This window comes from Acidisphaera sp. S103, assembly GCF_009765975.1.
GTDB lineage: Bacteria > Pseudomonadota > Alphaproteobacteria > Acetobacterales > Acetobacteraceae > Rhodopila.
The window spans coordinates 60,432-75,187 of the sequence record NZ_LMUJ01000042.1 but is presented as its reverse complement, the minus strand read 5'-3'; the positions used below and the strand labels follow the sequence as shown (position 1 = coordinate 75,187).

General features: G+C 65.5%; 13 protein-coding genes. 8 read left to right on the top strand and 5 right to left on the bottom strand.

The features are described 5' to 3' along the window. Window positions 1-393: 393 nt before the first annotated feature. On the bottom strand, window positions 394-1,269 hold the full coding sequence (locus GSQ89_RS10620) for a DUF58 domain-containing protein (protein ID WP_158924819.1): 876 nt from the start codon (window positions 1,267-1,269) through the stop codon (window positions 394-396). Between the two features lie 236 nt (window positions 1,270-1,505). Further along, window positions 1,506-2,492 (bottom strand): MoxR family ATPase, encoded by a 987-nt coding sequence (locus GSQ89_RS10615; RefSeq protein WP_158924817.1) that lies wholly within the window; start codon window positions 2,490-2,492, stop codon window positions 1,506-1,508. A 172-nt stretch (window positions 2,493-2,664) separates the two neighbouring features. Here GSQ89_RS10615 and GSQ89_RS10610 point away from each other — a divergent pair, with 172 nt between their 5' ends. From GSQ89_RS10610 to GSQ89_RS10595, 4 genes are all read left to right on the top strand, one after another. Beyond that, window positions 2,665-3,315 carry a DUF1285 domain-containing protein gene (locus GSQ89_RS10610; protein WP_371734239.1) on the top strand — a complete coding sequence of 217 codons (651 nt, stop codon included), beginning with the start codon at window positions 2,665-2,667 and terminating at the stop codon, window positions 3,313-3,315. After that, a complete protein-coding gene (locus GSQ89_RS10605; protein ID WP_158924815.1) occupies window positions 3,312-3,914 on the top strand; it encodes a CoA pyrophosphatase in 603 nt (200 codons plus the stop codon). The genes GSQ89_RS10610 and GSQ89_RS10605 overlap by 4 nt, the downstream gene beginning before the upstream one ends. Then, window positions 3,914-4,369 (top strand): CreA family protein, encoded by a 456-nt coding sequence (locus GSQ89_RS10600; RefSeq protein ID WP_158924813.1) that lies wholly within the window; start codon window positions 3,914-3,916, stop codon window positions 4,367-4,369. The genes GSQ89_RS10605 and GSQ89_RS10600 overlap by 1 nt, the downstream gene beginning before the upstream one ends. Before the next feature lie 130 nt (window positions 4,370-4,499). Next, on the top strand, window positions 4,500-5,483 hold the full coding sequence (locus GSQ89_RS10595; RefSeq protein ID WP_158924811.1) for a Hint domain-containing protein: 984 nt from the start codon (window positions 4,500-4,502) through the stop codon (window positions 5,481-5,483). 12 nt (window positions 5,484-5,495) lie between these two features. Here GSQ89_RS10595 and GSQ89_RS10590 read toward each other — a convergent pair whose 3' ends face one another. Further along, a complete protein-coding gene (locus GSQ89_RS10590) occupies window positions 5,496-6,458 on the bottom strand; it encodes an aldo/keto reductase (protein WP_158924809.1) in 963 nt (320 codons plus the stop codon). 204 nt (window positions 6,459-6,662) lie between these two features. On the opposite strand from GSQ89_RS10590, the gene GSQ89_RS10585 reads away from it, so the two are divergent. The 3 genes from GSQ89_RS10585 to cysE all read left to right on the top strand — a co-directional run bounded on the left by GSQ89_RS10585 (window position 6,663) and on the right by cysE (window position 9,721). Then, the gene (locus GSQ89_RS10585; RefSeq protein ID WP_158924807.1) at window positions 6,663-7,274 is read left to right on the top strand and encodes a glutathione S-transferase family protein; all 612 of its coding nucleotides are present in this window, start codon (window positions 6,663-6,665) and stop codon (window positions 7,272-7,274) included. 49 nt (window positions 7,275-7,323) lie between these two features. Continuing rightward, on the top strand, window positions 7,324-8,202 hold the full coding sequence (locus GSQ89_RS10580) for a glycerophosphodiester phosphodiesterase (protein ID WP_158924805.1): 879 nt from the start codon (window positions 7,324-7,326) through the stop codon (window positions 8,200-8,202). A gap of 658 nt (window positions 8,203-8,860) precedes the next feature. Then, window positions 8,861-9,721, top strand: a complete 861-nt coding sequence (cysE, locus tag GSQ89_RS10575) for a serine O-acetyltransferase (protein ID WP_158924803.1) — start codon at window positions 8,861-8,863, stop codon at window positions 9,719-9,721. Between the two features lie 280 nt (window positions 9,722-10,001). Here the strand turns inward: cysE and GSQ89_RS10570 are convergent, their stop codons facing one another. Then, window positions 10,002-11,696 (bottom strand): methyl-accepting chemotaxis protein, encoded by a 1,695-nt coding sequence (locus GSQ89_RS10570; protein WP_216856106.1) that lies wholly within the window; start codon window positions 11,694-11,696, stop codon window positions 10,002-10,004. 153 nt (window positions 11,697-11,849) lie between these two features. Here GSQ89_RS10570 and GSQ89_RS10565 point away from each other — a divergent pair, with 153 nt between their 5' ends. Continuing rightward, window positions 11,850-14,159: a molybdopterin-dependent oxidoreductase gene (locus GSQ89_RS10565; RefSeq protein WP_216856105.1), complete on the top strand. Its 2,310-nt coding sequence runs from the start codon at window positions 11,850-11,852 to the stop codon at window positions 14,157-14,159. A gap of 86 nt (window positions 14,160-14,245) precedes the next feature. On the opposite strand, the gene GSQ89_RS10560 is transcribed toward GSQ89_RS10565, so the two are convergent. After that, window positions 14,246-14,704: a helix-turn-helix domain-containing protein gene (locus GSQ89_RS10560; protein ID WP_158924797.1), complete on the bottom strand. Its 459-nt coding sequence runs from the start codon at window positions 14,702-14,704 to the stop codon at window positions 14,246-14,248. Window positions 14,705-14,756: the final 52 nt, after the last annotated feature.

The following is a 14,756-nucleotide window of genomic DNA, read 5'->3' as shown; positions in this document are numbered from 1 at the left end:
GACCGGGGCAGCAAGGCGTGGATGGCGGGCCTTCGCCCGCCATGACGAGAAGGGGCCGGCCCACGACGACGATGGAACGGTCGGGGCGTTGGTCGCGCGATTCGGCTGTTTCGCTGCCGACTTCAAGTGACAGGGTGGCTTTGCAGGGCTGGTTCAGCGCCAAGACGCCAAGACGCCAAGACGCCAAGGATGCTGGACGCTCGCTATGCGTGATGGTTTTTGGATGCCCAGGTGGTGAGGAAAATTGTCGATCAAGGGCTTGCGAGGGGCGGCGTGTCAGGGATCGCCATTTCTCGATGGCTTGCGCCCGGTCACGTGCGAGGAATAGCTGCCCAACGACACCTTGGCGTCTTGGCGCCTTGGCATCTTGGCGTTGAATGCCGTGCCGCACGCTCATCGGGCCGCCAGTGCCTGGTGCAGCATCAGCAGTGCCATCTCCGGCGGGTGGTCGGAGCGATGGACACCGAATCCGAAGCCGGCGGTGGCGCAGATCGTGGCCAGGCCGTCCTGCTGGGCTTTCAGCCGTTCGGCGTAGGCGTCTCGCACGGATTCGACGCGTGGGATCAGCGCCTCGCCTTCGCGCTCCATGCCGCGGAAACGGATTCGGCCCTGGTAGGGCAGGGCGGTTTCCGCCGGATCGAGGATCTGCAGCAGGTAGCCGGTTACGGGCACCGCGGCGAAGCTGCCGATCAGCGCGCGGATATCCGACAAGGGTGACAGGAAATCGCTGAACAGCACCACGGTGCCGTGACGCGGCAGTCGTACGGGCGGGGGCAGGCCGTTGTCGTCGTCCGCCACCGTTTCCAGATCGGCCGCCAGGCGGTCCAGGCCGGACCGGCTGGTCACCGGGCGGGCATCTTGTTGCATCATCATCACTCTCTCACCGCCACGAAGCAGCAGGGAGGCGAGGGAAAGCAACAGCAGATTTGCCCGATCGCGTTTTTCCACCAGTGCCTGACGAGACCGCCAGCGCATCGAGGCCGAGGCATCGCGCCACAGGCTGACGGTCTGGGCGGCTTCCCACTCGGTTTCGCGGATGAACCAGCCCTCGGGTGCGCCTCGGCCGGATTTCGCCGATTGGCGCCAGTCGATACGCGCCAGCGGGTCGCCGGAGACGAAGCGGCGGAACTGCCAGAAACTGTCGCCTTGTCCGACGCGCCGGCGGCCGTGCACACCTTGCGCCACGGTCGCGGCGACCCGGTCCGCGGCGACCAGCAGCGGCGGCAGGCGGGCGCCGAGGGCCTCGGCGGTCAGGGTGGGGTTGGGCATTCAGGCGGGCCGTGGGATGGGGAGGGTTGGGCCGGATGGCATCAGGATGGCGGCGGCGGCGGGGGGGACGGTTGCGGCGGCCAGCACGCTCTCTCCGTCATGGCCGGGACACGCCCGGCCATGACGGAGAGAGCGTGCCTGGCCATGACGAAGAAAGGATGCCTGGCCGCTACGGAGAGAGGGTGCCCGGCCATGACGGATGGGCCAAGCCTGGCCTCGACGCAAAGGGGACGCCATCACCCCATCTTCCCGACCAGGCGGTCGATCAGGTCGGGCAGCAGGATTCCGTCCGCTCGCGCGGAAAAACTCAGTGCCATGCGGTGGCGCAGCACCGGGCGAGCCAGAGCGGCGACGTCGTCGATGCTCGGCGCCAGCCGGCCACCCAACAGCGCCCGCGCCCGCGATGCCAGCATCAGGGCCTGCGCCGCCCGGGGTCCGGGGCCCCAGGCGACATGGCGGCGGACGATGTCGTCCTCGGCACTCTCCGGGCGGCAGCCGCGGACCAGGGACAGGATGGCGTCCACGACCTTCTCGCCGACCGGCAGGCGGCGGACCAAGGCCTGCGCCATCGCCAGGTCGGCGGCGGTCATCGCCTCGACCGGTGGTTCCTCGGGCGTGCCGGTGGTGGCCAACAGCATGGCGCGTTCGGCGGCCAAATCCGGGTAGCTGACGTCGACTTGCAGCAGGAAGCGATCGAGCTGGGCCTCGGGCAGGGGGTAGGTGCCCTCCTGCTCGATCGGGTTCTGCGTCGCCAGGACGTGGAACGGGCGGGGCAACGGGTGCTCGACGCCGCCGATGGCGACCCGCTGTTCCTGCATCGCTTGCAACAGGGCGGATTGCGTGCGCGGGCTGGCTCGGTTGATCTCATCGGCCATCAGCAGTTGGCAGAACACCGGGCCGGGGACGAAGCGGAAGGCGCGGCGGCCTTCGGTTTCGTCCAGCACCTCGCTGCCGACGATGTCGGCCGGCATCAGGTCCGGGGTGAATTGGATCCGTTTGGTGGCCATGCCCAGGACCACGCCCAGCGTCTCCACCAGGCGGCTTTTGCCCAGCCCCGGCACGCCAACGAGCAGCACGTGACCGCCCGACAACAAAGTGATCAAGGTTTGATCGATCACCTCATCCTGGCCGAAGATCACCCGGCCGATGGCGGCTCGGACCTGCACGACCCGGGCGCCAAGAGCCTCGGTTGCCGCGAGAATGGTGTTCGGGTCGTCATTCATTGGGTCAATCCAGTTCGAATTCGCCTGTGGCGAGCCAGCCATACCGCCCGACATACGGGTAACACCCTCCGCGTTTGCGCCGGTGGAAGCATATAGGCTCTTTCACCGGCGGGGGGATGCTCCCTATATCGCGTGGATGTAAGGAAGTTTTGCTTCCAGTGGAGATGCGCCGGTGAACCAGGGAGACGGGTCTGTGAACCGGGCGAGTGCGTCGTGCCATTCTGCCGCCGTGAAACCGGCCGAATCCATGGTCGAGCAGGCGCTTGCCGCCTGCACCGAACGCGTGATGCGGGCCAGGCCGGCTCGGGTGCCGACCGAGTGCGGCGACCTGCCGTTCCTGATCAAGCGCGACGGCACGTGGCTGTATCGCGGGTCGCCGATCAATCGGAAAGAGCTGGTCTGCCTGTTCTCCAGCGTGCTGCGGCGCGAGGAGGACGGAAGCTGGTGGCTGCAGACGCCGGCCGAACGTGGCAGGATCGAAGTCGAGGACGCGCCGTTCGTCGCGGTCGAGCTCGACTGGACCGGCGACGACCGCAAACAGGTACTGTCCTTTCGCACCAACATCGATGAGGTGGTGACGGCCGGTCCTGATCATCCGATCCGCGTCTCCCACGATCTGGTCACCTGTGAACCCACGCCGTATATCCTGGTGCGGCCGGGGGCGGCCGGACATCTGGGGATCGAGGCACGCATAAACCGTGCCACCTACTACGAACTGGTCGCCCTGGCGGTGCATGAATGGGTCGGCAACAAGCGGATGCTGGGCGTGTGGAGTCGCGGAAAATTCTTTTCGCTGGGCGAGTTGCCGCCCGGTGAGGCGTGACGCCGGCGGCGCTGCGGCTGCGGCTGGCTGGAATTGCCACCTCACCGCCTGATGACCGGGTGATCTACGGGGATGAGGTGCTGGCCGGGCTGGACCGCCCGCCGGTGCTGGCGGCTGTGCTGGTGCCGGTCGTGCTGGGCGCCGAACCGTCGGTGCTGCTGACCAAGCGAACGTCGCATCTGTCCAAGCATGCCGGGCAGGTCAGCTTCCCTGGTGGCCGCATCGATCCCGAGGACAGTGGACCGGAAGCCGCCGCGCTGCGGGAGGCGCAGGAGGAGATCGGGCTGGATGCCGCGTCGGTCGAGGTGCTGGGCCGGCTGAGCGATCATGTGACCGGGACGGGATACCGCATCACGCCGGTGCTGGCCGTGGTGCCTCCGGCGCTGACCTACAAGGTATCGCCGCATGAGGTGGACGAGATCTTCGAACTGCCGATGCGTGTCGTGCTGGATCCGGATGCACCGCGGCGGCAGCGGCAGCACGTCAACGGAATTTGGCGGGAATATTGGGTCTGGCCGCATCCGGACCATTTCATCTGGGGTGCCACTGCCGCGATCCTGGTGCAACTGGCGCGGCGCATACGAGGAGAAAGGGTCTGATGCGTATCCTGTCGATCGTTGCTGGATTGATGCTGCTGTATTCGGTGCCGGGCTTCGCGCAGACCCGGATCGATTCCATCAACACGAACTTCCGCTGGCTGGGTCCGGACGACAAGATCGTCATCGAGCGGTACGACGATCCTCGGGTGGACGGCGTATCCTGTTATATGTCCCGAGCGACGACGGGCGGGGTCAAGGGCGGGCTGGGGCTGGCGGAGGATCCGAGTCGGTTCTCGATCGCGTGCCGGGCGGTGGGGCCGGTGAAACTGCCGTCATCGATGCCGCGCAGCGAGGTCATTGCGTTCGCGCAGGCGTCACTGTTCTTCAAGACGTTTCAGATCCACCGGTCGCTGGACCCGGAGAAGCACGTGCTGGTCTATACAGTTGTCAGCACCAAGCTGATCAACGGGTCGCCGTTCAACAGCATCAGCGTGGTGCCGACGGACGTGCCGTAGGCTGCTTCGCGAACCTATAGTTTGATTTTATAAATATCAAATTTCTGCGAAGTCGGATCTGGCGCTCGATTTACGCCTTCGGGCCGGCGCACGATCGCTCGACTTCGTCTCCAGAAGGGAATTTTGAACCATGAGCTACTGCCTCGGCACGAGGCTGCTGACGGACCATGGCGAGGTCGCGGTGGAGCAATTGTCCATCGGCGATCGCGTGGCCACGGTGAGCGGCGTTGTTCGGCCGATCGGCTGGATCGGCCGTTATGATGTCGATCTGACCAGCCATCCGGAGCCTGACAGCGTCCAGCCGATCTTGATCCGTGCCAACGCGGTGGCCGAGGGCATGCCGCATCGCGATATGCGGGTGTCTCCGGATCATGCGGTGCTGCTGGGTGACGTGCTGGTTCCGGTCAAGCTGCTGGTCAACGGGGCCAGCATCCAGCGTGAGGCCCAGTGCAGGACTGTAACGTATTACCATTTGGAACTCGATACGCACGACATTCTGCTGGCCGAGGCGCTGCCGGCCGAGAGCTACCTGGATACAGGCAATCGCGGTGTGTTCGAGAATGCCGGGGCGATATCGCAGGACCCCGATAGCGGGCAGCGGCAGCGTGAGGCTGAATCCTGCCGCCGGTTTGTCGATGATGCGGCGACGGTCGAGCCGTTCTGGCGTCACCTCGCAGACCGAGCGGCAGCGCTGGGGTTTGATATGCCGGCAGAGGTGGAGACGACCGTCGATCCAGGGCTGCACGTCGTTCTGGGTGAGCGGACGATCGAGCCAATCGACACCGGTTCGGGTGGTTATACGTTCCTGCTGACCGGGGGGTTTGGTTCGGTACGGCTGCTGTCTCGCGCGGCTCGGCCGTGTGATATGCGGCCATGGGTCGAGGATCATCGCCGCCTCGGGGTGATGGTGTCGCACATGACGCTGAAACGTGGTGACGCTGTCGAGGTGATGCCGCTCGACCATCCGCATTTGTCGCGGGGGTGGTGGGGCGTCGAACATGACGGGTCCGAACTGAGGCGCTGGACCGACGGGGACGCCGAACTGCCGCTGTCCGGTGAGGGGCCGGCGGTGCTGGAGGTAACGGTGGCGGGCCGGCTGGATTATCCGGCCTGATCGCGGCGGTTTTTATCTCGGCCGTGACGGTGGGGCCTCCAGCCCGACGCCGCGCAGATGGCTGAACAGATCTTGCAATTTCGCCCGGTCCGCCGCCGGCAGAGGCGGTTTCAGGATCGAGGCGACATTGGCGCGCAGATGCGCCGCGTCGCCGGTGCCGAACAGCACGACATCCACGCCCGGTTCGTGGCGTACGTAGCGGTAGGCGCCGTCGGTGACGCTGTCGGCGCCGTCGGGGTGGACCAGGAAGCCCAGGGGATCGTCGGTTTCCGCCAGCCATGCGGGTAGTTGGCCCGACGCGGCGAGTTCCTTCACCGTTGCTACGAGTTGTGCCGGCCGGGCGAAGATGCTGCGGACCGCGAACATCATCAGCGTGCCGATTCGATTGGCCAACGTATGCGGAAACACCTGGGTGCGCGCGACCTGGTCCATCAGGTTGAACGCCACCATCGCGGTATCCCACATGTCGTCCTGCATCGATCGGTTCAGCATATGCTGTTCGGGATCGTTCGGCGCGGTCTCCGTGATGCCGAGGTAACGAAATTTGCCCTTCGACCGTTCCTTGAGCAACGCTGGCGCGATCTCGTCGCGGACGTGGTCGTAGGCGGCGGGTGGGACGGCGTGAAGCTGGAAGACGTCGACATAATCCAGGCCCAGCCGGGTCAGCGATCCTTCCAGGCTGGCGACGATCTTGTCCACGGTGAAGGTTTTGTCGCCGGCGGGTTTCGATGCCTTGGTGCAGACCACCACAGTGTCGCGAGGCACGTGTTTGAGTGCGGCGCCCACCACGTCCTCGGTGCCGTAGACCGCCGCGGTGTCGATCAGGTTGACCCCGAGGTCCAGCGCCTGGCGGATGATCCCCACTGCATGATCGGCCGAGTGGCCGGTGCCAAGACCGAGCTTGCTGAAACCACCGCAGCCGAGGCCGGCGACGCTGACATTCAGGCCGGTGCGGCCGAGTGTGGTGTACTGCATGATGCGTTTCCCCTGTCAGCGACGGCTGGGGCCCTCATAGCCCGTGGCGCCGTAACGGTAGCACTGGTCCGCCCAGGGGCAAATGTCCTTGGAAGGCCGGTTCATTCTTGCGATGAATGAAATTCTGACTTTCCGATACGCCCGATTCTCTCTGCTGTTTGAAAGGATCATGCTGGGCGCCCGCAAAATGAGGAAAGCAGTATCATGCCTCAGTCCCCTCTCGTCCTGCACGGCACCGCGTTATCAGGGCACGCGCATAGGGTCGAACTGTTCCTGCTGATGCTGAAACTGCCGTATCGTTTCGCCGAATCCCCTGCCGCGGTCCGCCAATCGGACGCCTTTCGCCGCCTCAATCCGCTCGGGCAAATCCCGGTGCTGCAGGATGGCGAGCTGGTACTGGCCGACAGCAACGCCATCCTGGTCTATCTGGCCAAGAAATACGCCCCGGACAGCCCGTGGCTGCCGGAAGACCCGATCGGCGCCAGCCATGTCCAGCGCTGGCTCTCCATCGCCGCGGGAGAGGCGAAGTTCGGCCCGGGTCTCGCACGGCTGATCGCCAAGGGAGCCGTCAACGGCAGCGCCGCGGAGGCGGCCGGCATGGCATCCACCCTGCTGGGTTTCATGGATGGCCATTTGTCCACGCGGGTCTTTCTCGCCGCCGATCATCCGACGATCGCCGACCTGGCCTGCTATTCCTACGTCGCCGTGGCGCCAGACGGCGGCATCACGCTGGAGCCATTCCCCGCTGTTCGCGCCTGGCTGCGGCGGGTCGAGGCTCTGCCGGGGTTCCGCGGGATGCCGGCCTGGCCGGGGTGAGGACGATTCAGGCTTGTTTTCAACCGGAACGGCTTCGCGGACGGGCGTCATGACAACCGCCGGCGAACCTTGTAGCCATCACGCCATGACGCGAAAGATCGACATCCAAGGCCACCGGGGTGCGCGTGCGCTGTTCCCGGAAAACACGTTGGAGGGCTTCCTGGCCGCCGCCGCGCTGGGTGTCGAGGCGTTTGAGCTCGACGTGGCGATGACCGCCGACGGCGTGGTCGTGCTGTCGCACGATCCGGTGCTGAATCCGGACATCGCGCGGGATGGGGCGGGGGTATGGCTGACGCGGCGCGGCCCGGCGATCCATACGCTGACCCATGCGGCCTTGTCCGCTTACGATGTCGGCCGTATTCGGCCCGGATCGACGCTGTCCGTCCAGTTTCCTGAACAGGCGCCGAACGACGGTGCGCACATCCCGACGCTGGCCCAGGTGCTGGCGGCCTTGCCACATGCCCGCTTCACCATTGAGGTGAAGACGGACCCGGCGCATCCGGACTGGACCGCAACTCCGGCGGCTTTGGCTGATGCGACGTTATCGGTCGTCGATGCTGCCGGGGCGGTCGGCCGGGTCATCGTGGAGTCGTTCGACTGGCGCGTGCAGCGGCATGTCCGCCAAACCCGTTCGGATATCAGGCTGGCCTGGCTGACCAGGGCGGAAACCGTTCGCGATGCTGCGTTGTGGTGGGGTGATGCGACCGGCGTAGGGTCGGTCCCGGGGCGGGTTGCGGCGGAGGGCGGCCCGATCTGGGCGCCGGACCACACCGATCTGACCGAAAGCCACGTTCGAGAAGCTCACGCCCTGGGCCTGTTGGTCTTGCCCTGGACGGTCAATCAGCCGGCCGATATCAGCCGGCTGATTGCCTGGGGGGTGGACGGGCTGATCACCGATCGGCCCGATCTCGCCCTGGGGTTGGTCTAGTGTCCTGCCCCAAAAATTCGTCGCGTTTCGCGGCGAATGCCGGGGATCAGCAGGCCACCCGAGATAAACGATTACCGGCAGTGCCAGCCGCAGCCGTGGTCGTGACCATGGCCGGGATCGATGATGCAGGCCGATGTGCCAAAGGCGACACCGAGCAACAGAAGCAGAGCTACGATTTGACGCAAGATAAATACCTTTCCAAAGATTGCGCCGCCGGTCCGGCGCCATAGGGGTTCGAGGCGCTCAGCCTCGGTTAGTGGCAGCGACCGGGATGCCAGTAGCACCAACGCGCGTGACCCGGGCCGGGACCTGGTTCCTCCACGACGCAGGCGGTCGACGTAAACGCAATCGCAACCAGCAGAAGCGTTGCAACGAACCGGCGCATAAGACTTCTTCCTTCCTGAAGCGACGCCGCAAGGGTAGAAGGGGGGCGGGATGGAATTAAGGCAGGGGCGCGACGATCGCGGCAATTCGGGCGATCTCTCGGAAATGTGCGGCGTTTACGTCGGTTTCTCCCGGTTCGCTGACATCAGATCGGCGACGGCGGGCCCGGACGGTTCGCCAAAACGGCATTAAAACGAAGTCCGGGAGGTTGACGAACCTGCCGTGCCACCGAACATGTAGGGCAAACGCCCCATCTCCACCGGGATCCCTCGAAATGCGCCCCAATCCGTGCCATTTGATGCTCGTTCACCCCGATGAGGCGGCCGCCGTCACCGACGCGCTGTGGGTCCGCCTGCGCCAGGAAGCCCAGGAAGCCTATCAACGCGAACCCAAACTGGCGTCGCTGTTCTTCGATTCCATCCTCAACCAGCCCAGCTTCGAGGCAGCGGTCTTCCATCGCGTCGCTGCTCGTTTGAAGAACGACACGATTTCCCTGCCGCTGATCGTGCAGGCGTTCGGCAAGGCGGCCGAGGACGATGGCTGCATGGTGGAGGCGGCGAAGGCCGATATCGCCGCGGTACTGGATCGCGACCCCGCATGCACGCGGCTGATGGAGCCGTTCCTGTATTTCAAGGGCTTCCATGCCATCCAGGCGCACCGGCTGAACCACTGGCTGTGGCATAACGGTGAGCGCGACTTCGCGATGTACCTGCAAAGCCGGTCGTCCGAGGTGTTTCAGACCGACATCCACCCGGCGGCGAAGTTCGGCCATGGGATCTTCCTGGATCACGCGACCGGGCTGGTGGTGGGCGAAACGGCGGAGGTCGGCGACGATGTGTCCATGCTGCACGGCGTGACCCTGGGCGGCAGCGGCAAGGAGTCCGGCGACCGCCACCCCAAGATCCGTTCGGGCGTGGTGATCGGCGCCGGCGCGACGATCCTGGGCAATATCGAGGTCGGCCAGCATGCAAGGGTGGCGGCTGGTTCGGTGGTGCTGAAACCGGTGCCCCCGCATGCCACGGTGGCCGGTGTGCCGGCCAAGGTGGTGCGGATCGTCGAGACGGATGAGCCGTCCCGGTCGATGGACCAGACGCTGAGCGATCTTGCGTATCAGTCGTTCAATTACACGATTTGAGCGCTTCCGGTGCCGGCGTGGAGCGACGGCGGATCGAACCATGTCGGTGTGCGGGGCTTCATCTCCGCTGAAACGCCAAGACACCAAGGCGCCAAGTGAACTGATTTCATCAGTCCCGGGCCCAGTGTGAACGACGAACACAGCATCAACGATCTGGCGGGCAACCAGATCGTGCCCTGGAGAGCGTTCAGCCATCTTGGCGCCTTGGCGTTGAACAGGAACCCGGGATCAGCGCCGGCCCACAACAGCGTCGCACGAAAACTCCGAACGCAATCGTGCCCTAAGCCGCCCGAACCCCTGCCACGAAGGTGTTCGCCTCGCCGCCGAGTTGTTCGGCCTGCTTCGACAGATCCGACGCCGACGTCAGCACCAGTCCGGCGGCAATCCCGGTGTCGCTCGCCGCTCGGCTGACCCCGCCGATGCCGGTGGTCACGTCCTGAGCGGCCTGTGCCGTCTGCTGCACGGTGCGGGCAATCTCCGACGTGGCCGCACCCTGTTCCTCCACCGCCGAGGCGATCGCGGTGGCGATGGTGCTGACCTCCTCGATGGTGATGGAGATTCCCCTGATGGCTTCCACGGCCTCCTTGGTCGAGGCCTGGATGTGGGTGATCTGCATGCCGATTTCTTCAGTCGCCTTGCCGGTCTGATTGGCGAGGCTTTTGACCTCCGACGCCACCACGGCGAAGCCTTTGCCGGCATCGCCGGCTCGGGCCGCCTCGATCGTGGCGTTCAGTGCCAGCAGATTGGTCTGGCTGGCGATGTTGGTGATCAGGCCGACCACGGCGCCGATCTTCTCCGCCCCCTCGGCCAACGCACGCACGATCGCGTCGGTGCGCTTGGCGTCGTCGACCGCCTTGCTGGTGATGCGTGACGACTGCGCGACCTGACGGCTGATCTCGCCGATCGAGGCGGTCAGTTCCTCCGCCGCCGAGGCCACCGTCTGCAAGCCGGTGCTGGCCTGTTCGGCGGCGGCGGCAACCGCGGTGGCCTGGCGGTTGCCATCGCCGGCCGTGGCGGTCAGCGACCGGGCGGTGGATTCCAGCGCCGTCGAGCTTGACGACAAGGTCTTGACCAGATGCCCGATCTTGCCCTCGAAACCGTCCGCCATGCCGCCCAGCGTCGCCTTCTGTTCGGCGGCGATCCGGTGTTCGGTCGCTTGCTGCGCGGCGCGCAGGCGTTCGGCCTCGGTCATGTTCTCCTTGAACACCAGCACCGTGGTCGCCATGCCGCCGATTTCGTCGCGCCGGTCCGCACCGGGGATCTGCGTCGTCAGGTCGCCGGTGGCCAGGCGGTCCATGGCACGTTTCAGCCCGCCCAGCGACAGGGTGATGTCGCGGTTGATCAGCCAGGCGATCAGCACCGTCAGCAGCAGGATCGCGCAGCCAATGGTGCCGGTCCTCCACATCGAGGCATCGAACGCGGCGTCCAGGTCGTCGGTGTAGGCACCCGCGAAGATCGCAATGTCCCACGGCGCGAACCGGGTCACGGCGACGACCTTCTCCAGCGCGACCGTTTCATGCGGCTTCGGATACCAGTAGGTGGCGACACCTTCGTCAGACGACCGTACCGCATCGGCGATCAGGCGGGTGATCGGCTTGCCCGTGGCGATGTCGAGCGTCGAGGACGCACCTTCCAGCTTTGGGTTGACGCCATGCATCAGCGTCACCGCGGTGCGGGTATCCAACGCTCCCAGGTAGCCCGTCCCGCCATCGAAGCGGATCGATCGGATGTCGCTGTGCAACATGTCGATAGCCTGCTGGCGCGTAAGTTCATGCGCGACCACCCGTGATTCCAACCCGTCGGCGAGGGTCACCGCGGAATTGACCACGGCGCGCAGTTTCTCGATCCGGTCGTCCAGCATGCGCTGATGCAGCGAGAATGCACCGGCGATACCGATGGCGATCATCGCCGCGGCCGACATGCCCAGCAGCACTGTCAGTTTGGTGCGGAGCCGCAGATGGCTGATAATGTTCAAGGCGATGATCCCTGTCCGGTCATGCGTCCGACCGTCATAAACGGGATGGGTTAACGAATCATGAAGGCCCGAGCGGGACGGCCCAAGGGGATGCATGGACGCATCGCCTGGGGTGGGGTAGCCTTAGATCTGTAACGCTGTATGGACATGTGTATGGATTTCGAACCCGCGGGATATCCGATCCCGCACAGTTCCCACTGGGGTGCATTCTCTGTCCTGCGGCACGAAGACGGCATCCGGATCATTCCACATCCCAGCGATCCTGACCCAGCGCGGCTGCTGGGCAACATCCCGGCCGCGCTGGACCATCGTGCCCGTATTGCCACGCCGATGGTCCGCAAGGGCTGGCTTAAGGACGGTCCGGGACCCGATCGGCGGCGCGGGCGAGAGGATTTTGTCCCCGTGTCATGGGAAGTCGCACTCGACCTCGCCGCCCGCGAACTCCGGCGGGTTTATACCGATCATGGGGGCAGGGCGGTGTTCGGAGGATCGTATGGCTGGTCCAGCGCCGGCCGTTTCCACCACGCCCAAAGCCAGGTTCACCGCTTCCTGAATGTCCTCGGCGGCTATGTGAAGTCGGTCAATACGTACAGTTCCGCCGCTGCCGCGGTGATCCTGCCGCACGTCATCGGGTCGCAAGAAGCCGCCGGGCGGGAGAACGTGAGTTGGCAGGAACTGTCCACCCAAACCGATGTGGTGCTGGCCTTCGGCGGCCTGCCGCTGAAGAACACCGCCGTCAGCAGCGGCGGCACCAGCCAGCACCTCGCCCGCGATCATCTGTTGGCCGCGCATCGGCGGGGTGCGCGATTCCATCTGATCAGCCCGTTGCGGGACGATCTTCCGCCCGAAATCGAGCCGGTCTGGCACCCGATCCGTCCCGGCACCGACGTTCCGCTGATGCTGGGCATCGCCCACACGCTGATGGCGGAGGGACTGCACGACAGGGTCTTCCTCGACCGCTACTGCGTCGGCTATCCGGAATTCGAGGCCTATCTGTCCGGCCGTTCCGACGGTATCGCCAAGGACGCTGACTGGGCGGCCGCGATCTGCGAACTGCCGGCGGCGGCGATCCGGGACATCGCCCGCCAGGCGGCCGGCAAGCGCACCCTGGTGACCTGCGCGCAGTCGCTGCAGCGCGCCGAACATGGCGAGCAGCCGGTGTGGATGGGTGTCGTGCTGGCCGCCATGCTGGGGCAGATCGGCTTGGCCGGCGGCGGATTTGTCTATGCGATGGGCTCGCTGGCGAATATCGGCAAACCGTCGCTGGCGGTGCCTTTACCGACGCTGCCGCAGCGGCAGAACAACGTGCCGGACCTGATCCCGGTCGCTCGTATTGCCGATCTGCTGCTGAACCCGGGTCAGGACTACGACTTCAACGGACGGCGGCTGACATATTCTGACATCAGGTTGGTCTACTGGGCCGGGGGCAACCCGTTCCATCATCACCAGGACATCAACCGGCTGCGGCAGGCGTTCTGCCGTCCCGACACGGTGATCGTGCATGATTCGGTCTGGACCGCCTCTGCCCGGCACGCCGACATCGTGTTTCCGGCGACGGTGACGCTGGAGCGGTCGGATATCGGCGCGGCGGGGAACGATCCGCTGCTGGTGGCGATGCATCCGGCCGCCGCACCGTTCGGCCAGGCCCGCGACGACTACACCATCTTCTCCGATCTGGCGGCGCGGCTGGGCGTGGCCGACAGCTTCACCGAGGGCCGCTCCGCCGAGGATTGGCTGCGGCATCTATATGAACCGACGCGGGCGGCGCTGGTGCGGCTGGGGTGCGACGCGCCCGATTTCGATGCGTTTTGGGCGGCGGGTGAGCTGGTGTTGCCGACATTGCCCTGGGATGGCGGCGTGGTGCGGGAATTCCGCGCCGATCCCGATCATCGCAAGCTGCCGACGCCGACCGGCATGGTGGAAATCGCGTCCGCCACCATCGCCAGCTATGGCTATGACGATTGCCTCGGCCATCCCGCATGGATGCCGCCGGTGGAGGGTGTGGGAAGTCCGCTGATGCGGGAATATCCGCTGCACCTGGTGGCGAACCAGCCGGCGACTCGCCTGCATAGCCAGCTCGATTTTGGCGCGATCAGCGTGGCGTCGAAGATCAAGGGGCGGGAGCCGGTGCGCCTGCATCCCGCGGATGCGGCATCACGTGGAATCGCCGACGGCGACGTGGTGCGGCTGTTCAACCATCGTGGTGCCTGCCTGGCGGGCGCGGTGATCAGTCAGGCGGTGCGTCCGGGGGTGGTTCAGCTTGCCACGGGTGCGTGGTACGATCCGCTGGACCGAGCCGCCGCCGGCCCGCTGTGCGTCCACGGCAATCCGAATGTGCTGACCCGGGACGCCGGCACGTCCAAACTGGCGCAGGCCTGCACCGGGCAACTGACGATCGTGCAGATCGAGCGCTTTGACGGCCCGCTGCCGCCGATCCGCGCGTTCGACCCGCCGGGCGGCTGAGCGGGGATGGCATCAGACAACGCAGGAACGCCGGCCCCAGGATAGGGGCAGCGTTTCAGTCTGAAGATACCCCGTGGCAGCTTGTATCAGGGTTCAGCCGGGCCCATCGACTTGATCAGGTCGAACACGCGCTTGCGGATCGATGGATCGGTGATGCGGTAATAGGCTCGGACCAGCTCCAGCGTTTCCCGCCGGCTGAGCGTATCGTCACCGAACGGATCCTGCGGTTCGGCGACGCCGCCGGTGCGACGATGCGGCATGCCACCGAAGTTGGCGGCGAGACTGTCCGGCATGTCGTCGAAAAAGAAGCTGATCGGCACGTCGAGGACACGGGACAAGTCGAACAGACGCGAAGCGCCGACCCGATTGACGCCGCGTTCGTATTTTTGCACCTGCTGGAATGTCAGGCCCAGTGACTCGCCCAGACGTTCCTGACTCATGCCCAGCAACGTGCGGCGCAAACGAATACGAGAACCCACATGTATATCGATGGGGCTGGGGCGACTCTCTCTGTCACTGCCAATTACTTGTTCGGCCCCTGCCATGCCTTTTTTCCTCATTTCCGTGGGAGGACCATATCACGTCCCAAGCTTATCA